Origin of the sequence: Izhakiella australiensis (assembly GCF_002006995.1) — a bacterium.
Lineage (GTDB): Bacteria > Pseudomonadota > Gammaproteobacteria > Enterobacterales > Enterobacteriaceae > Izhakiella > Izhakiella australiensis.
The window spans coordinates 131,944-146,603 of sequence record NZ_MRUL01000007.1; the positions used below are offsets into that span (position 1 = coordinate 131,944).

Consider the following 14,660-nt stretch of genomic DNA (forward strand, 5'->3'; position numbering starts at 1 on the left):
ATGACAAAGCAAATTTCAGGGCCGGAGTACATCCCGGCCTTTAGAGTGACGGCAGAGGGGAAAGACATCACTAATGCGCTACGTCGCAGTCTGCTAAGCCTAACCCTGACTGATTATGGCGGCACGTCGGCCAGGGCCGATACGTTAAAAATCACGCTACTTTCGGAAACGCTCCCTCTGCCGTCAAAAGGCGCCAGGCTGAGGCTTGGGCTAGGCTTTAACGATCGACTCACCGATAAGGGTTGGTTTGTGGTTAGCGACGTGGCCAGCAGCGGCCCGCCGCGCAAAATTGAGATCAACGCCACGGCCGCGCCCATGAATGCAGAGAAGCAGCGTGGGGATGTACTGGCAATCAAAACCCGGAGCTGGCATGACCTGCTGCTGGTCGATTTGGTCAAAACGATTGCCGGTGAAAACGGATTGATCCCCCGAGTGGCAGCCTGCCTGGCAAACTATCATATTGATCACCTCGATCAGGTTGCTGAATCGGACGCCAATTTACTCAGCCGGCTAGCCCGCGAGCTAAACGCAGTGAGCAAACCAACCGGTGGTTACTGGCTTTTCCTTAAGCAGGGGTCAGGGCAGACTGCAGGCGGACGGCCGCTGAGCGCGGTCACCATTACGCCTGCGCAGGTGACGCGCTGGAGCTATGTTGAGAAAAGCCGGGGCAATAGTACGGCAAGCAATGGGGCGGAAAAAGGCAAAGAGTCTGGCAGGGTTAAGGTGCGTTATTATGACGCGCACGATGGCAAGACGCGCGTTGCCAGCGTGGAGTATGCCGGCGCAACGCAGGAAAACCCCTATACTCAGCCGAGCAAAAAGTATGCAGATTTGCAGGCCAAAGCGCGTAAAGCGCAGGCAGTGCGCAATGCATCCACTATGACGCTAAGCGGCCCCTGCCGCCTCAGCCATATTCCACTCACGGCTGAATGCCGGATCGTTACATCCGGATTCGGCCGGCACGAAGATGGCCACTGGGTAATTGAATCACTTGAATTTTCTTTGGGAACCGCCGGGCTTAACTATACCTGCTCGCTGGTTATCGACCCGCATCCAGCAAAAAGTACACCGCGCCGCTAAATCCTACCCATCAGTAACTGGCTGAATTCTCAGCCCTGCTGCTTCTTAGCGCAATCCCTGGAGACATTTTAATGAACGGAACTGACCGCCGGACGGGTAAACCGCTGTCCGGCCCGGCACATCTGCGCCAGTCTGTCTGCGACATTCTGACAACCCCGGTGGGAAGTCGGGTGTTGGCGCGTGACTACGGCAGCAAGCTACTGGAATTAATCGACAACCCGCGTGATGGCATTACCCGATTGCGCATCATCGCCGCGACCGCCTCGGCGTTAGCTAACTGGGAACCGCGCCTCAAGCTCGAACGGGTTCAGGTGCTCTTTCCTGAAGGCGCGGATCAGCGCTGCGTAATCACTATTCAGGCGCAGGACAAAGAAAACGATCAGGCTGTGCAACTGGAAGGAATCAATATTTATGGCAACAAGCAACGTAATTAATCTGGCCGATCTTCCCGTACCGGACGCGATAGTCATTCCGGACGGCAGCACGATTTTTAAAAACTGGCTAACGTATCTGCGCCAGCAGGACAGTACCTTTGATGCGCTGGTTGAGTCTGACCCGGCCTACAAGCAGGGAGAGGCAACCGCTTATCAGCTGCTGCTGGCATATCAGCGCATTAATGATGCCGTACGTGCCGTGCTGTTAGCCAGCGCCAGGGGGGCCGATCTGGACCAGCTTGGCGCTAATTATTCGGTGCCGCGCCTGCTAATTAAGCCCGGTGATCCTGCTGCGGTTCCGCCGTTCGAGCCGCTATTCGAAACGGACGACGCCTATCGCGAACGTATCCAGCTTTCCTGGTCACAGCTGAGCGTGGCGGGCCCGCGTAATGCCTACCGTTTCTTCGCCAAAAGTGCCGATCCCGCGATCCAGGATGCCGACGCCTATGGTCCTGAAACACATACCCAACCTGGCGTCGTCAAGGTTTATATCCTGTCGCGCAACGGAGACGGGCAGGCAAATAATGAGTTATGTATAAAAGTAAACGCAGCATTAACTGCAGATGAAATAAGGCCGTTAACCGATAAGGTCGAAGTTTATTCGGCAGGTATTCTCGGCTACAGCGTCAATGCTGAGCTGGAGATACCCGAAGGGCCTGACAAAAATACCGTCTATCAGCATGCGAATGAGGTGCTTAATAATTACCTCCGCCTTTCGCACCGAATTAACACGATGGTTCCGCGTTCAGCTATATATGCCGCGCTACAGCAGGCGGGGGTTAAGCGTGTCAATTTACATACCCCTGAGCAAGACATATTAGCCAAGCCGGGGATGGCGCCCTGGTGCCAGAAAATTAGCCTGACGATCGCTTAGGAGATAGCTATGAAAGACAGATCGCTTCTACCTGCCAATCGTACTCCACAGGAGCGGGCGCTGGAGCGCGCCAGTAATGCACCGATCGTGGCTCTCGATAGTGAAATGGTTTGTAAAGTCAAAGATCCGCGCCGCTGCCCGCAGCCGTTACTTCCCTGGCTGGCGTGGGAGTACGCCGTCGATTACTGGGATGAAGCCTGGAGCGCTGAACAAAAAATACAGACCATCGAAAACGCCGCTTATATTCACCGACATCGAGGGACGGCGGGGGCGGTGCGGCGTTCGTTAGCGGCAGTTGGCTATCCCACCCGGGTTGTCGAATGGTGGCAGGATAAGCCGTTACGACAACCCTATACCTTCAGGGTTGAGGTCTATACCACTGGCGTAATCAACAAACAATTGTTTGAACGCATCCGGGCGCAAACCGAACGCTCAAAAAATTTACGCAGCTATCTTACTTCAATTGACGTGATAGCAGAGGTTGGCGATACCGGCGTGCACTTTATCAGTGGCGCCGTCACCTCACATATTGATCTCACTATTCAGGCAGGCTAAATAATGAAAACTGACTACACTGCAATTCTGACTAACCTTGGTCGGGAACTAGAGGCCGCAGCTATTGCCGGCGGCCAGCAAATTGTGCTCACCGAATTTGCCGTTGGCGACGGCAAGGCGTTACCGCCTGACCCAACGCGTACCAAACTGGCGGGGGAAAAGTATCGGGCAAAAATTTCAGCGCTCAGCGTTTCACCAGATCAAAAAAACCAGATTATTGCCGTATTAACCCTACCCGCAGAAACCTGCTGCTTTACCGTGCGTGAGGTCGGCCTTTTTACCGAAAAGGGTGAGCTCTATGCTATAGCCAACTGCGCTGCAATTGAAAAACCGTCGGGTGGAATCAGTATTACCATCCAGTTCAGGCTGGCCGTTTCCTGCACTGAGCAGATTAATCTTAACGTGGCAACCGGCGATGGCCTGTTTTTGCGTCAGAATAACAACCTTACCGATCTGGCTGACAAATCCGCAGCGTTACGTCATCTTGGTATCGTTGATTTAATTTATCCCGTAGGCGTAGTGACTTTTTTTGCTCAGAATAAGGATCCGAACCTGCTTTTTCCAGGCACCGCGTGGAAATATCTCGGCGAGAATAAAACTATCCGCCTGGCAAGCGCTGATGCTAACGATCTGATGACTAGCGGCGGCGCGGATACCATAGCGTTGACGCCTGATAATTTGCCGGCTCATAGTCACCAATTTTCGGCGAATACCAGTAGTTTTGATTATGGGACGAAACAAACCACAGGATTTGATTATGGATGGAAGCAGACTGACACACAGGGAAATCATACTCATAGCCTATTCAAAGCCACTTACGATAATAATGGAAATCTAACTATAAAGTATGGCGCAGGTGGCGGTTCGTGGATCAGAAATGGAACAATGAGCGATGATGGTGCACATATGCATAACGTCTACATAGGTGGGCACGATCATTGGGTTGGAATCGGAGCTCACTCGCACTCTGTTTCTGGCACAACAGCAAGTGTTGGATCTGGAACTGCATTTTCTGTAGCTAACTCGTTTATTAAACTGATGGGGTGGTATAGAAGTGCATAAGAGCGCGTTCAGAATTCTGTGTCACAATAAAAAAGTTACAGCGTCATCACGTTATTCAGTAGCCCGTCAAAATAGATGACTAATTGCGACAATGTCAAATAGAAGGGCTGGGACATGTGTCATTCCTTTTTGATTGTATATTACTAGAATGACACAGAATTTCTAACATTCTCTTTTAAATGTTGCAGGTGTACCAGCATATAAGCAATTTGCTGGTACATCGGCAGTCACCACACTATTTGCAGCAATCACACTATTATCTCCAATAGTTATGCCGGGTAAAACCACTGCACCTGCGCCAATCCATACGTTTTCACCTATCGCTATCGGGGAAATTATATTGGCCCCGTGGCGTAAATTCGGATCTGTATGGTGACTGACCGTAGTTAATGTTACGTTTGGACCAATCATGGTTTTGTTTTTTATTGTTATCTCTGCATTGTCAAGGAAATTACAATTTGCATTGATGAATATATTTCCTTGTAATTTTATATTGCCAAATTCAAAATAAAAAGGTGGCACTATAGTTGATTCTGGACTGAGAATTAATCCGGATTTAATTAATATCCTTTTCTTTTTTTTATTGGATGTAAATGATGTGTTAAAATATGTTCTTGCTATGCTGGGTTTTGTTTTTTTTCTTAACAAGTAAAGGTAGTATCGCAACATAACTTCTCTCCTGAAGTAGACTAAATCAGTGCTTCCAATGCGATTTATTATTAGCACATATTGAACGGTTATGGCGATGTTTTTTCCTGTAGTTCACGTTGGTGCTGGCTGACTAGATATTTTTAATCTTGAATTTCGCTAGATAACCAGCAAGTCGTAGAGCTTTTCGCCATAATAAAAGTAATATTGAAGGCTCGGTGTAACGCTGGTGGAAAATTGGTCTGCTCCCGCTAAGCTCACTGGTATTTCAGATGGGCAATCTCTGCAGTCTGTTGGTTCTCTCTGTCGGAATACGTTATCAGTTGCTGCTGTTTCCTTCATCAGTTGTAGAATTACGACTCATACAGATTGAGTTCACAAGGGGTGGTGGCGACACTGATACGTTTTGCTAATTTTAGGGCTTCACCCTGGGGCCCAGGGGAATCTTTTTTGGGGTTCTTACTCGTTGCAACGGACTCCGGCATGTAAATTTCTTCTGATTAGGAGTTTACTCACTAAATAACGTGCTCATTATTAGTAAGTAGGAGCAATCAGGTAGAGACGTTTGCTGAGTGCGATGAGAATGTTGAGCGCGCCGCGCTCCGAAAGCTCAGCTTTATGTATTCGAAATTGAGAGATGAATGCGCCGGTTATGCTATCAACCGCAAGGTTTCAGCTGTGGACATACCGATGATATGTATATAGTGCACCCACTCATGATTAGGTACTAGTTTGCCGAAGCGTTAATGCCAGCATCCGGCTAGCGTTATACACTAACAGGTAAGGTCGTATGATTGGATGCGAACATGGAAAATCAGCATTCACAGTAATATTTTAATGCTATCACAAAAGCCTGCTGAGTTTTTCCTGATAGCACCACCGGTTTTTATATTCAGCAGTAGGGCGGCCAAAGGAAAATCTCATCTGCTGGTTCTCATTTTCAAGAGTTTTACAGGCCTCATTAATATTAATCCACATAAGAATAGTTCCTAACGGCAATTCTTTTATTTCTTTATCAATGCCGATATTTATAAAGTTAAATGAGTTAATGTTTAAAGATTCGCATTTAGTTATTAACTGAAAGGCGCAGGGATTACCTTCTAAATATAAAAGCTTGCCAAATATGTTATTGCGGAAGTTGTGAATAAAATCAATGACATTTTCTTTCTTATCAATCCGTAAACCTCTGCGTTTCTCAAACAAATTATCATAAATTTCAAAGAGGACGCTGGCCGATAACTCAGACTGGTCTCTTATTTCTCCGCCTTCGTTAATAAAACTCTTTATTTCTCTGTTGCGGATTTGAACGGTTTTCTTGGAAAACTCATCCAGCGTTTTTGCCAGGCAAAGGCTCCGGCATGCATTAAAGAACTCGCTGCTGTTTATTATATTTTTTTGAACCGGGGATAATATTTTACTTTTCCACGGGATGACCATTTTCCGGTTTTTTTCAACTGGCAGAATAAGTTCATCCCGAGCCAGCGGGAGGCACAGTTCATTAACGGGAGTAAATGGGGTGATATCATTGGCCAAATGCTTATTGCCCCAGACGCACACCGAACCGTTGATGTTTCCTGCTGTATGATGTACATAAAACTTCTCTTTACAGTCGGCGCGACCATGAATGAAATTGAGTATGTCAGGATGGGTTTCAAAATTACCTCCATATCGGAGGTGGCAATTTTTGTACTCTTGTAAAGATGCCTCTTCCCAACCTAAAAACTTCCGTATGAACATTAATTACTATTCCTTTTCAAACTCTCCAGTGGCAGCGAGGAGAGTTACTATTCTGTTGGTTTGTTTACAAAAAAATAAACTTAGATGCATCTTACCGGGAGGAGAGGCCAGTGTTATGCAATAATATTGTTTTGCATTATTTGGTTTAAAATAAATTTGCATTTTTCTCCTTACTTAATCGTGATAATTATAGTTATCGCTTTAGCGATAATGCAATCTATATATCGAACTATTTGCCTTTACTCGCTGATCCGGTGTGCGCTCCATGGCCGAAGGTGTAAGCAGAAAGTCGGTGGGAGGTATCAAGCGAATGAAAGCATGGCTTGATAGCAGGCGCATTTTTAATCACAAGCGCGCCCGTAGACCAGCTGGAAAACTACTCAGTGATTAACCAACGCAATAATAAACCCGTCCCAGCCTTTGCTGCCGACGGTTTGCAGTGCGGTTGCGGTGAGTCGGCTATTCTGACCAATTAAATCGATAAAGCGGCAGATGCCAGCGATGTTTTCATCCTGTGGCGTTGGATGGGTAATCGCACCATCACGGACCACGTTATCACCGATGATCACCGTGCCGGGACGCGAATAGCGCAGCGCCCATTCCAGATAAGCCGGGTTGTTCTTTTTATCGGCATCGATAAAAATCAGGTCGAAAGGCTCGCTGTTATGCAGTGTCGGTAATGTGTCGAGCGCGGCGCCCGGGCGGATAGTTATTTTATCTTCCAGCCCTGCGCGGCGGATGTTCTGGCTGGCAATCTCAGCGTGGCGCTCATCGTATTCCAGGGTAATAACCTTGCCATCTTCTGGCAACGCGCGCGCCAGCCAGATGGTGCTATATCCACCGAGCGTGCCAATTTCCAGCACCCGGCGCGCCTGAATCATACGTGCATAGATGTGCAGTAATTTGCCCTGGTTCGGTGACACGTCAATGGCTGGCAGGCCAGCATCGGCATTAGTATTAAGCGCGCAGAGCAGGGCAACATCCTGTTCAACCAGATGTTTATTGAGATAATTATCAACTTCGGTCCAGCGTTGGTTACTCATAATAAGACAGCCTCCGGGCGGTTAATATAGCCACACTATAGCAGTCCTGTTTCCAGTTATTGGGAAACATTTTCGCACATTTCACTAAAGAAAAACCCTCTGGTTAGAACTACGCTTATATTCCATCTTTTGCGATGCGCTTGCGCATCATCCCTCCTGCGACTGCGAACGTGGTCAGCAATATAAAATTCATAACGAGGTCAAAAATGACGCAGAATCCTGTCTGGTTAATTACCGGTTGTTCTACTGGTTTTGGGCGTGAACTGGCCAAAGAGGTGTTAAAAAAGGGCTTTCGGGCAGTGATCACCGCGCGCAATAAGCACAGCGTTGAAGATCTGGTTGTCGGCCACGAGCAGAACGCGCTGGCTCTGGCGCTGGATGTTACCGACCCGCGAGCGATCCATCATGCGGTAGAGCAGGCTAACGCTAAATTCGGTGCGGTCGACGTACTGGTCAATAATGCGGGTTACGGCTACCAGTCTTCGGTTGAAGAGGGCGAAGAGCAGGCCATTCGCGACCAGTTTGACGCCAACGTTTTTGGTCTGTTTGCTGTCACCCGTGCGGTGTTGCCGCTGATGCGTGAAGCAGGGCGTGGACATATCATTAACGTTACCTCTATTGGTGGATTGATGGGTTTTGCCAGCTCTGGCTATTACTCGGCGACCAAACATGCGGTGGAAGGCTGGTCTGACTCGCTGAGTCTTGAAGTATCGCCATTGGGCATTCATGTCACCTGCGTTGAGCCAGGTCCCTTTCGCACCGACTGGGCGGGCCGTTCACTCAAACAGACGCCGAATAAAATTGCCGATTATGCTGATACCGCCGGTGCAAGGATGAAAACCACGTCAGATAATAGCGGTAAGCAGGCGGGCGATCCGGTGCGCGCCGCGCAGGCGATGATTGCCATTACGCAGGTCGATAAACCGCCACGCCATCTGGTACTCGGCGCCATCGGGCATGAAGCAGTGACCAAAAAGCTCAAAGAGCGGCTGGCTGAAATTGAACAGTGGAAGCAAACTGCGCTGGATACTGACTACCCGTCATAATCAATTAAAAACAGATACCGTTTCCTACAAGCCTGCACCCGCAGGCTTTTCTGTGGCAAACGGTCCATCCGGCGGGCAAACGGCATACCCTCATTGCTGTAAGCCCGGCCCCCTGGTCGCAGAAGGTCCGGCTGCTTTCCGCACCGGCACAAGCACATCCGCGTGGCCTGACTATGCAAGCGGCTGCCCCTCATTGCTGCATGCCCGGCACCCAGGTCACAGAAGGCCCGGCTGTTTTCCGCACCGGCACAAGCACGTCCGTGTGGCCTGGCGCACGGCCATCCCTGGCCGCGAGCCTGCTGAAATCAGCCGGGCCTTCTCCTCCCTCGTAAACTTCTTCATCGCTATGAGTGAAAAGCTAAACGCAGGCCTGCGCCGGACTGAATGCCGGCAACCTCACCGTAGCTTTTAAGCGGAAGATAACCACTGTCGCCACAAACCCGCACCCAACGCCTTCATCAATTAAAAACGGATGCCGTTTCCCGCAAACCTGTATCAACAGGCTTTTCTGCGCCGAGCGAATGAAGCCCGCCAGGGTGAGCCGCAGGGAAGCGGCGAAAGTAAGCGCTGCGTCGGGAACGCATCGCGAACGGCCCGTACGGCGGGCTGAAGCAGTGAGGGAATGGCGCAGCCACGCAGAAACTGCCGGAAGTCCGGGGTCAAGGGGCCATGACGTTTGATGGCCCCTTGCCGGTCGCCCGCAGCGGCGGGCAAATAAGCCACCTGCTGGGCAGGCGAACGGAACAACCCATCAGAGGTGAATAAATCAGCCACCAGCTAGATAACAACGTTGAGGTACCAGCAAACCTGCGCCCAACGCCTTCATCAATTAAAAACGGATGCCGTTTCCCGCAAACCTGTATCAACAGGCTTTTCTGCGCCGAACGCATGAAGCCCGCCAGGGTGAGCCGCAGGGAAGCGGCGAAAGTAAGCGCTGCGTCGGGAACGCATCGCGAACGGCCCGTACGGCGGGCTACATGCGTGAGGGTAGGACGCAGCCACGCAGAAACTGCCGGAAGTCCGGGGTCAAGGGGCCATGACGTTTGATGGCCCCTTGCCGGTCGCCCGCAGCGGCGGGCAAATAAGCCACCTGCCTGGCAGGCGAGCGGAACAACCCACCTAAGGTGGAGAAATCAGCCACCTGCTTGATAACAACGTTGAGGTACCAGCAAACCTGCTTCCCAACGCCGTTGTCGATAAACGGATGCCGTTTCAGCAAACCTGTACCAACAGGCTTTTCTGCGCCGAACGAATGAAGCCCGCCAGGGTGAGCCGCAGGGAGGCGGCGAAAGTGAGCGCTGCGTCGGGAACGCATCGCGAACGGCCCGTACGGCGGGCTATATGCGTGAGGGTAGGGCGCAGCCACGCAGAAACTGCCGGAAGTCCGGGGTCAAGGGGCCATGACGTTTGATGGCCCCTTGCCGGTCGCCCGCAGCGGCGGGCAAATAAGCCACCTGCCTGGCAGGCGAACGGAACAACCCACCGCAGGTGAAATAAACAACCCACCGTAGGTGAAATCCCCCCCCACCGAAGGTGAAACAAATCGGGAAGGCAGGAGGGGGATCCCCCAGCGTCCGGGTTAAGGCCGCCGTGACGCCAGACGGCCCATTCCCCCTCAGCGCAATTTCATCGCAGCGTCACCACGCCTTAACCGCAACGTCATAAAACCTCGTCATCTTAGAAAGCGTTAATCACGCCCAAGCTCTGCTTCGGCGCTCTCTCAAGCCGGCTGGAGATTTTTATATGCTTAACTTATCCAGACATCCGACCACTCTATACCAGGCCATCGCCACACAGCTGGAAGATGAGCTGCGCAGCCGCTATCGCAGCGGGGAATATCTGCCTTCTGAAAAACAGCTGGCGGCACGCTTTGCCGTCAACCGCCATACGCTGCGTCGGGCCGTTGACGAGCTGGTTGATAAGGGGCTCGTTCAGCGCCGCCAGGGAAAAGGCATTCTGGTGCTGATGCGTCCTTGGGACTATCCGCTGCATGCGCAGGCGCATTTCAGTCAGAACCTGCTGGAGCAGGGCAGCACGCCCGGCAGTCAGCGGCTGCTGGCGGTATTACGCCCCTGCAATGCTGATGTCGCCGCCGCGCTGGCCTGCGAGGAGGGGCAAACCGTTATCCACCTGCGTACGCTGCGCAGCGTCAATGGCATTCCGGTTTCCATTATTAATCACTATCTGCCGGATCTCAGCTGGTGGCCGACTTTGCAGCATTTCAGCGCCGGGTCGCTGCATGAATTTATTGCCAGCGAGCTGGGCTGTGCGCTGACCCGACGTCAGACGCGCATTAGCGCCCGGCGCGCTAAGGCCAAAGAGAGCAAGCTGCTGACTATCGCCTTGCAGGCGCCGCTGTTGTGCGTGCGTACGCTGAACGTCCACGCCTCGGGGGAGGTGGCGGAATATTCCGTCAGCCTGACGCGTGCCGACATGCTTGAACTAACGCTGGAGCACTAAATGGAACCTGTAAAGAATCGCCAGCACTGGATGTCGGTGCTGGCGCATAGCGCGCCGGAAAGGCTGCGTCATTACTGGCAGCCGTTAAATATCAAGGCTAATTACCAACCCCTGCGCGCGCCGGAAATCGGTTTGACGCGGCTGCAAGCGCGTATGGGCGGCAGCGGTCGTCGCTTTATTCTCGGCGATGCCACGGTTACCCGCGCCGTTATTCGTCTTGACGATGGTACCTGCGGCTACAGCTACGTGCTGGGTCGTGATAAGGCGCACGCTGAGCTTTGTGCGCTGCTGGATGGCTTGCTGCAACAGCAGGGCGAAAGCACGCTGCTTTATCGTCAGCTGATCGTGCCGCTGGCTGCCGAGCGCGCTGAGCAACAGTCGCAGCGCGCCCGCGAGATCGCCAGCAGCCGCGTTGACTTTTTCACGCTTGTTCGCGGAGATAATTAATGACGTTACTTGCCAGTTTTACCCAGCCGGTGGCCGACGCGCAGAGTGCTTTTCGCCGCATTCTGAAGGCGATGAGCGAGCCGGGCGTGGTGGTCACGCTGCCGTCTATACCCGCCTGGGGGACGCTTTCGCCCGCCGCCACCGCGCTGCTGATGACGCTGGCCGATGGTGAAACCCCTGTCTGGCTTGATCCGATTCTGCGCCAGACCACGCTGATCAATAACCTGCGCTTTCATACCGGCGCCAGTCTGGCCGCTGAACCCGGCGCGCCCTTCGCCGTTTTAACCCAGGGCAGCGTCTGGGATGCCACGCAGTTTAATCCCGGCGATGATCTGTCGCCGGAAACCAGCACCACGGTGATCGTTGAGGTTGGCGCGCTGAATGGCGGCCTGACTCTACGCCTGCGCGGACCTGGCATTCTTGAGTCGCGTGCGGTGGCGCCAAAGCTACCGCCGGACCTGCTGCACTGGCTACGAGAACGTCCGCATCGTTTCCCGCAGGGGGTGGATTTAATTTTCACCGCAGGCAGCCAGCTGATGGCGCTGCCGCGCACCATCGACGTGGAGGTGTGCTGATGTACGTTGCGGTTAAAGGCGGAGAAAAAGCCATTGAGGCGGCGCACCAGCTGCAGGCCGCCCTGCGGCGCGGCGCGCCGGATGAGGCTGAGCTACAAAGCAGTCAGATAGAGCAGCAGCTGGGGCTGGCGGTGGACCGGGTAATGACCGAGGGCGGCATCTACGATCGGCAGCTGGCGGCGCTGGCAATAAAGCAGGCCAGCGGTGACCTGGTCGAGGCGATTTTTTTGCTGCGCGCTTACCGCACGACGTTGCCGCGCATCGCCGATAGCCTGCCGCTGGAGACGGCGGAGATGCGGCTGGAGCGGCGTATTTCGGCGGTCTATAAAGACCTGCCCGGCGGCCAGGTGCTGGGGCCGACATACGATTATACCCACCGGCTGTTGGATTTTGCTCTGCTGGCGGAAGGGGGCGTCCCCGCTGCGCCGCGCGCTGAGCAGCCGCTTGGCGCCTGTCCGCCGGTATTTGACTTAATGACCCGCGAAGGGCTGGCGGCTGCGGAAGAAGACGATGGCAGCGAACCGCTGGATATTACCCGTCAGCCGCCATCTTATCCGGCGCCGCGTAGCGCGCGCTTGCAGCAGCTGGTACGCGGCGATGAGGGTTTTTTGCTGGCGCTTGGCTATTCCACCCAGCGCGGCTATGGGCGCAACCATCCGTTTGTCGGCGAGATCCGTACCGGCTACGTCACGGTAGCGATCGCCCCGGAAGAGCTGGGGTTTGCCGTTGAAATCGGCGAGCTGCTGCTGACCGAATGTGAAATGGTTAACGGCTTTAACGCGCCGGAAGATAAGCCGCCGTTCTTTACCCGTGGCTACGGACTGGTGTTTGGCCGCGCGGAGCGCAAAGCGATGGCGATGGCATTGGTTGACCGCGCGCTGCAAACCGCGGAATACGCCGAGCGGGTCAACAGCCCGGCGCAGGACGAGGAGTTTGTGCTGTCACATGCCGACAACGTTGAAGCCGCCGGCTTTGTTTCTCATCTCAAACTGCCGCACTACGTTGATTTCCAGGCGGAGCTGACGCTGATAAACCAGCTGCGCGCCGACTGGCAGGAGAAAACCAATGGCGAGTGAACTGACGGGCTATAACCCCGGCTATCTGGACGAACAAAGTAAGCGCAGCATTCGTCGCGCGTTGTTGAAAGCGGTTGCCATTCCGGGCTACCAGGTGCCCTTTGGCGGACGCGAAATGCCAATGCCCTACGGCTGGGGCACTGGCGGCATTCAGATAACCGCCAGCCTGATTGGTCAGCAGGACGTGCTGAAAGTGATCGACCAGGGTGCCGATGACACCACCAATGCGGTGTCGATACGCACGTTTTTCCAGCGCGTCAGCAGCGCCAGCACCACGGAGCGTACGGCGGAGGCCACGCTGATACAAACGCGTCACCGCATCCCGGAAACGCCACTGCGTGAGGACCAGATTCTGATCTACCAGGTGCCGGTGCCGGAGCCGCTGCGTTTTATCGAACCGCGCGAAACGGAAACGCGCAAAATGCATGCGCTTGAGGAGTACGGCGTGATGCAGGTCAAGCTGTATGAAGACATTGCCCGCTTTGGCCACATAGCCACCAGCTATGCCTATCCGGTGAAGGTCAACGAACGCTATGTGATGGACCCGTCGCCGATCCCGAAGTTTGATAACCCGAAAATGGACATGATGCCGACGCTACAGCTCTTTGGTGCCGGTCGCGAGAAGCGCATTTACGCGCTGCCGCCTTTCTGCCGGGTGAAAAGCCTCGACTTTGACGATCATCCTTTCAGTATCCAGCAGTGGACGCAACCCTGCGCTCTGTGCGGGGCTAAAGACAGCTATCTCGATGAAATCTTCATGGATGATAGCGGTACGCGCATGTTCGTCTGCTCGGATACCGACCACTGCCGTCAGCAACAGGAGACGAAGCCAGCATGATAATGCAACAACCGCTGCTGACGGTTAATCAGCTCACCCATCTTTACGCGCCGGGCAAGGGCTTCCGCGATGTCTCTTTTGCGCTTTATCCCGGTGAAGTGCTGGGCATCGTCGGTGAATCCGGCTCCGGTAAGACCACGCTGCTGAAGGCACTTTCTGCGCGCCTGGCGCCGCAGCAGGGCGAGGTTATTTACCGCGGACAGGATCTGTATGGCATCAGCGAGAGCGACCGGCGACGGCTGCTGCGCACGGAATGGGGCGTGGTCCATCAGTATCCGATGGATGGTTTGCGGCCACAGGTTTCGGCGGGCGGCAATATTGGTGAGCGCCTGATGGCAATCGGCGAACGTCACTATGGCCAGATTCGCAGCAAAGCTGGCCGCTGGCTACAGGACGTTGAAATTCCGCTGTCGCGGCTGGACGACCTGCCGGGTACGTTCTCCGGCGGTATGCAGCAGCGTCTGCAAATTGCCCGCAATCTGGTTACTCACCCGCAGCTGGTATTTATGGACGAGCCGACCGGCGGGCTGGACGTCTCGGTGCAGGCCCGACTGCTGGACCTGGTGCGTGGACTGGTGCGCGATCTTAACCTGGCGCTGGTGATCGTGACCCACGATCTGGGCGTAGCGCGGCTGTTGGCCCACCGGCTGCTGGTTATGCAGCAAGGCGAGGTCGTGGAGAGCGGGCTGACCGATCGGGTGCTGGATGACCCGCATCATCCCTACACTCAGCTGCTGGTTTCTTCGGTGCTCAGCTGAGTCGGCATTTACCGGCCGCCCGCAGGA

The 14,660-nt window shown here is 53.8% G+C and carries 15 protein-coding genes; 12 read left to right on the top strand and 3 right to left on the bottom strand.

Annotated features, from left to right (window positions below; genetic code table 11):
* The 5 genes from BTJ39_RS12140 (at nucleotide 1) to BTJ39_RS25165 (ending at nucleotide 4,005) form a co-directional block, all read left to right on the top strand.
* On the top strand, nucleotides 1-1,080 hold the full coding sequence (locus tag BTJ39_RS12140; RefSeq protein ID WP_078002964.1) for a contractile injection system protein, VgrG/Pvc8 family: 1,080 nt from the start codon (nucleotides 1-3) through the stop codon (nucleotides 1,078-1,080).
* A 71-nt stretch (nucleotides 1,081-1,151) separates the two neighbouring features.
* Entirely contained in the window at nucleotides 1,152-1,514 is a 363-nt protein-coding gene (locus tag BTJ39_RS12145; protein ID WP_078002965.1) for a GPW/gp25 family protein, read from the top strand.
* A complete protein-coding gene (locus tag BTJ39_RS12150) occupies nucleotides 1,492-2,388 on the top strand; it encodes a baseplate assembly protein (protein WP_078002966.1) in 897 nt (298 codons plus the stop codon). Before BTJ39_RS12145 ends, BTJ39_RS12150 begins: the two co-directional genes overlap by 23 nt.
* A 9-nt stretch (nucleotides 2,389-2,397) precedes the next feature.
* Nucleotides 2,398-2,943 carry a phage tail protein I gene (locus BTJ39_RS12155; protein ID WP_078002967.1) on the top strand — a complete coding sequence of 182 codons (546 nt, stop codon included), beginning with the start codon at nucleotides 2,398-2,400 and terminating at the stop codon, nucleotides 2,941-2,943.
* Between the two features lie 3 nt (nucleotides 2,944-2,946).
* On the top strand, nucleotides 2,947-4,005 hold the full coding sequence (locus BTJ39_RS25165) for a phage tail protein (RefSeq protein ID WP_078002968.1): 1,059 nt from the start codon (nucleotides 2,947-2,949) through the stop codon (nucleotides 4,003-4,005).
* Nucleotides 4,006-4,167: 162 nt separating this feature from the next.
* On the opposite strand, the gene BTJ39_RS12165 is transcribed toward BTJ39_RS25165, so the two are convergent.
* From BTJ39_RS12165 to BTJ39_RS12175, 3 genes are all read right to left on the bottom strand, one after another.
* Complete coding sequence (locus BTJ39_RS12165; RefSeq protein ID WP_078002969.1) at nucleotides 4,168-4,674, bottom strand: sugar O-acetyltransferase; 507 nt, start codon at nucleotides 4,672-4,674, stop codon at nucleotides 4,168-4,170.
* An 822-nt stretch (nucleotides 4,675-5,496) separates the two neighbouring features.
* Nucleotides 5,497-6,390 carry a GNAT family protein gene (locus tag BTJ39_RS12170; RefSeq protein WP_078002970.1) on the bottom strand — a complete coding sequence of 298 codons (894 nt, stop codon included), beginning with the start codon at nucleotides 6,388-6,390 and terminating at the stop codon, nucleotides 5,497-5,499.
* A 380-nt stretch (nucleotides 6,391-6,770) separates the two neighbouring features.
* Nucleotides 6,771-7,433, bottom strand: coding sequence for an O-methyltransferase (locus BTJ39_RS12175; RefSeq protein ID WP_078002971.1), 663 nt, complete (start codon nucleotides 7,431-7,433; stop codon nucleotides 6,771-6,773).
* Between the two features lie 206 nt (nucleotides 7,434-7,639).
* Between BTJ39_RS12175 and BTJ39_RS12180 the strand changes: the two genes are divergently transcribed.
* The 7 genes from BTJ39_RS12180 to phnK all read left to right on the top strand — a co-directional run bounded on the left by BTJ39_RS12180 (nucleotide 7,640) and on the right by phnK (nucleotide 14,633).
* A complete protein-coding gene (locus tag BTJ39_RS12180) occupies nucleotides 7,640-8,479 on the top strand; it encodes an oxidoreductase (protein ID WP_078002972.1) in 840 nt (279 codons plus the stop codon).
* A gap of 1,743 nt (nucleotides 8,480-10,222) precedes the next feature.
* Nucleotides 10,223-10,939 carry a phosphonate metabolism transcriptional regulator PhnF gene (gene phnF / locus BTJ39_RS12195; RefSeq protein ID WP_078002975.1) on the top strand — a complete coding sequence of 239 codons (717 nt, stop codon included), beginning with the start codon at nucleotides 10,223-10,225 and terminating at the stop codon, nucleotides 10,937-10,939.
* On the top strand, nucleotides 10,940-11,386 hold the full coding sequence (gene phnG, locus BTJ39_RS12200) for a phosphonate C-P lyase system protein PhnG (protein ID WP_078002976.1): 447 nt from the start codon (nucleotides 10,940-10,942) through the stop codon (nucleotides 11,384-11,386).
* Complete coding sequence (gene phnH, locus BTJ39_RS12205; protein ID WP_078002977.1) at nucleotides 11,386-11,961, top strand: phosphonate C-P lyase system protein PhnH; 576 nt, start codon at nucleotides 11,386-11,388, stop codon at nucleotides 11,959-11,961. The genes phnG and phnH overlap by 1 nt, the downstream gene beginning before the upstream one ends.
* Nucleotides 11,961-13,037, top strand: coding sequence for a carbon-phosphorus lyase complex subunit (locus tag BTJ39_RS12210; protein WP_078002978.1), 1,077 nt, complete (start codon nucleotides 11,961-11,963; stop codon nucleotides 13,035-13,037). The genes phnH and BTJ39_RS12210 overlap by 1 nt, the downstream gene beginning before the upstream one ends.
* Complete coding sequence (locus BTJ39_RS12215; RefSeq protein ID WP_078002979.1) at nucleotides 13,027-13,875, top strand: alpha-D-ribose 1-methylphosphonate 5-phosphate C-P-lyase PhnJ; 849 nt, start codon at nucleotides 13,027-13,029, stop codon at nucleotides 13,873-13,875. Before BTJ39_RS12210 ends, BTJ39_RS12215 begins: the two co-directional genes overlap by 11 nt.
* Nucleotides 13,872-14,633 (top strand): phosphonate C-P lyase system protein PhnK, encoded by a 762-nt coding sequence (gene phnK, locus BTJ39_RS12220; RefSeq protein WP_078002980.1) that lies wholly within the window; start codon nucleotides 13,872-13,874, stop codon nucleotides 14,631-14,633. Before BTJ39_RS12215 ends, phnK begins: the two co-directional genes overlap by 4 nt.
* Nucleotides 14,634-14,660: the final 27 nt, after the last annotated feature.

Excerpts from the sequence above, each read along its gene's own strand:
- BTJ39_RS12155 (WP_078002967.1), top strand. The coding sequence starts at position 2,398 with ATGAAAGACAGATCGCTTCTACCTGCCAATCGTACTCCACAGGAGCGG.
- BTJ39_RS12145 (WP_078002965.1), top strand. The coding sequence starts at position 1,152 with ATGAACGGAACTGACCGCCGGACGGGTAAACCGCTGTCCGGCCCGGCA.
- BTJ39_RS12175 (WP_078002971.1), bottom strand. The coding sequence starts at position 7,433 with ATGAGTAACCAACGCTGGACCGAAGTTGATAATTATCTCAATAAACAT.
- phnK (WP_078002980.1), top strand. The coding sequence starts at position 13,872 with ATGATAATGCAACAACCGCTGCTGACGGTTAATCAGCTCACCCATCTT.
- BTJ39_RS12150 (WP_078002966.1), top strand. The coding sequence starts at position 1,492 with ATGGCAACAAGCAACGTAATTAATCTGGCCGATCTTCCCGTACCGGAC.
- phnH (WP_078002977.1), top strand. The coding sequence starts at position 11,386 with ATGACGTTACTTGCCAGTTTTACCCAGCCGGTGGCCGACGCGCAGAGT.
- BTJ39_RS12140 (WP_078002964.1), top strand. The coding sequence starts at position 1 with ATGACAAAGCAAATTTCAGGGCCGGAGTACATCCCGGCCTTTAGAGTG.
- phnG (WP_078002976.1), top strand. The coding sequence starts at position 10,940 with ATGGAACCTGTAAAGAATCGCCAGCACTGGATGTCGGTGCTGGCGCAT.
- BTJ39_RS25165 (WP_078002968.1), top strand. The coding sequence starts at position 2,947 with ATGAAAACTGACTACACTGCAATTCTGACTAACCTTGGTCGGGAACTA.
- phnF (WP_078002975.1), top strand. The coding sequence starts at position 10,223 with ATGCTTAACTTATCCAGACATCCGACCACTCTATACCAGGCCATCGCC.
- BTJ39_RS12180 (WP_078002972.1), top strand. The coding sequence starts at position 7,640 with ATGACGCAGAATCCTGTCTGGTTAATTACCGGTTGTTCTACTGGTTTT.
- BTJ39_RS12170 (WP_078002970.1), bottom strand. The coding sequence starts at position 6,390 with ATGTTCATACGGAAGTTTTTAGGTTGGGAAGAGGCATCTTTACAAGAG.
- BTJ39_RS12165 (WP_078002969.1), bottom strand. The coding sequence starts at position 4,674 with ATGTTGCGATACTACCTTTACTTGTTAAGAAAAAAAACAAAACCCAGC.
- BTJ39_RS12215 (WP_078002979.1), top strand. The coding sequence starts at position 13,027 with ATGGCGAGTGAACTGACGGGCTATAACCCCGGCTATCTGGACGAACAA.
- BTJ39_RS12210 (WP_078002978.1), top strand. The coding sequence starts at position 11,961 with ATGTACGTTGCGGTTAAAGGCGGAGAAAAAGCCATTGAGGCGGCGCAC.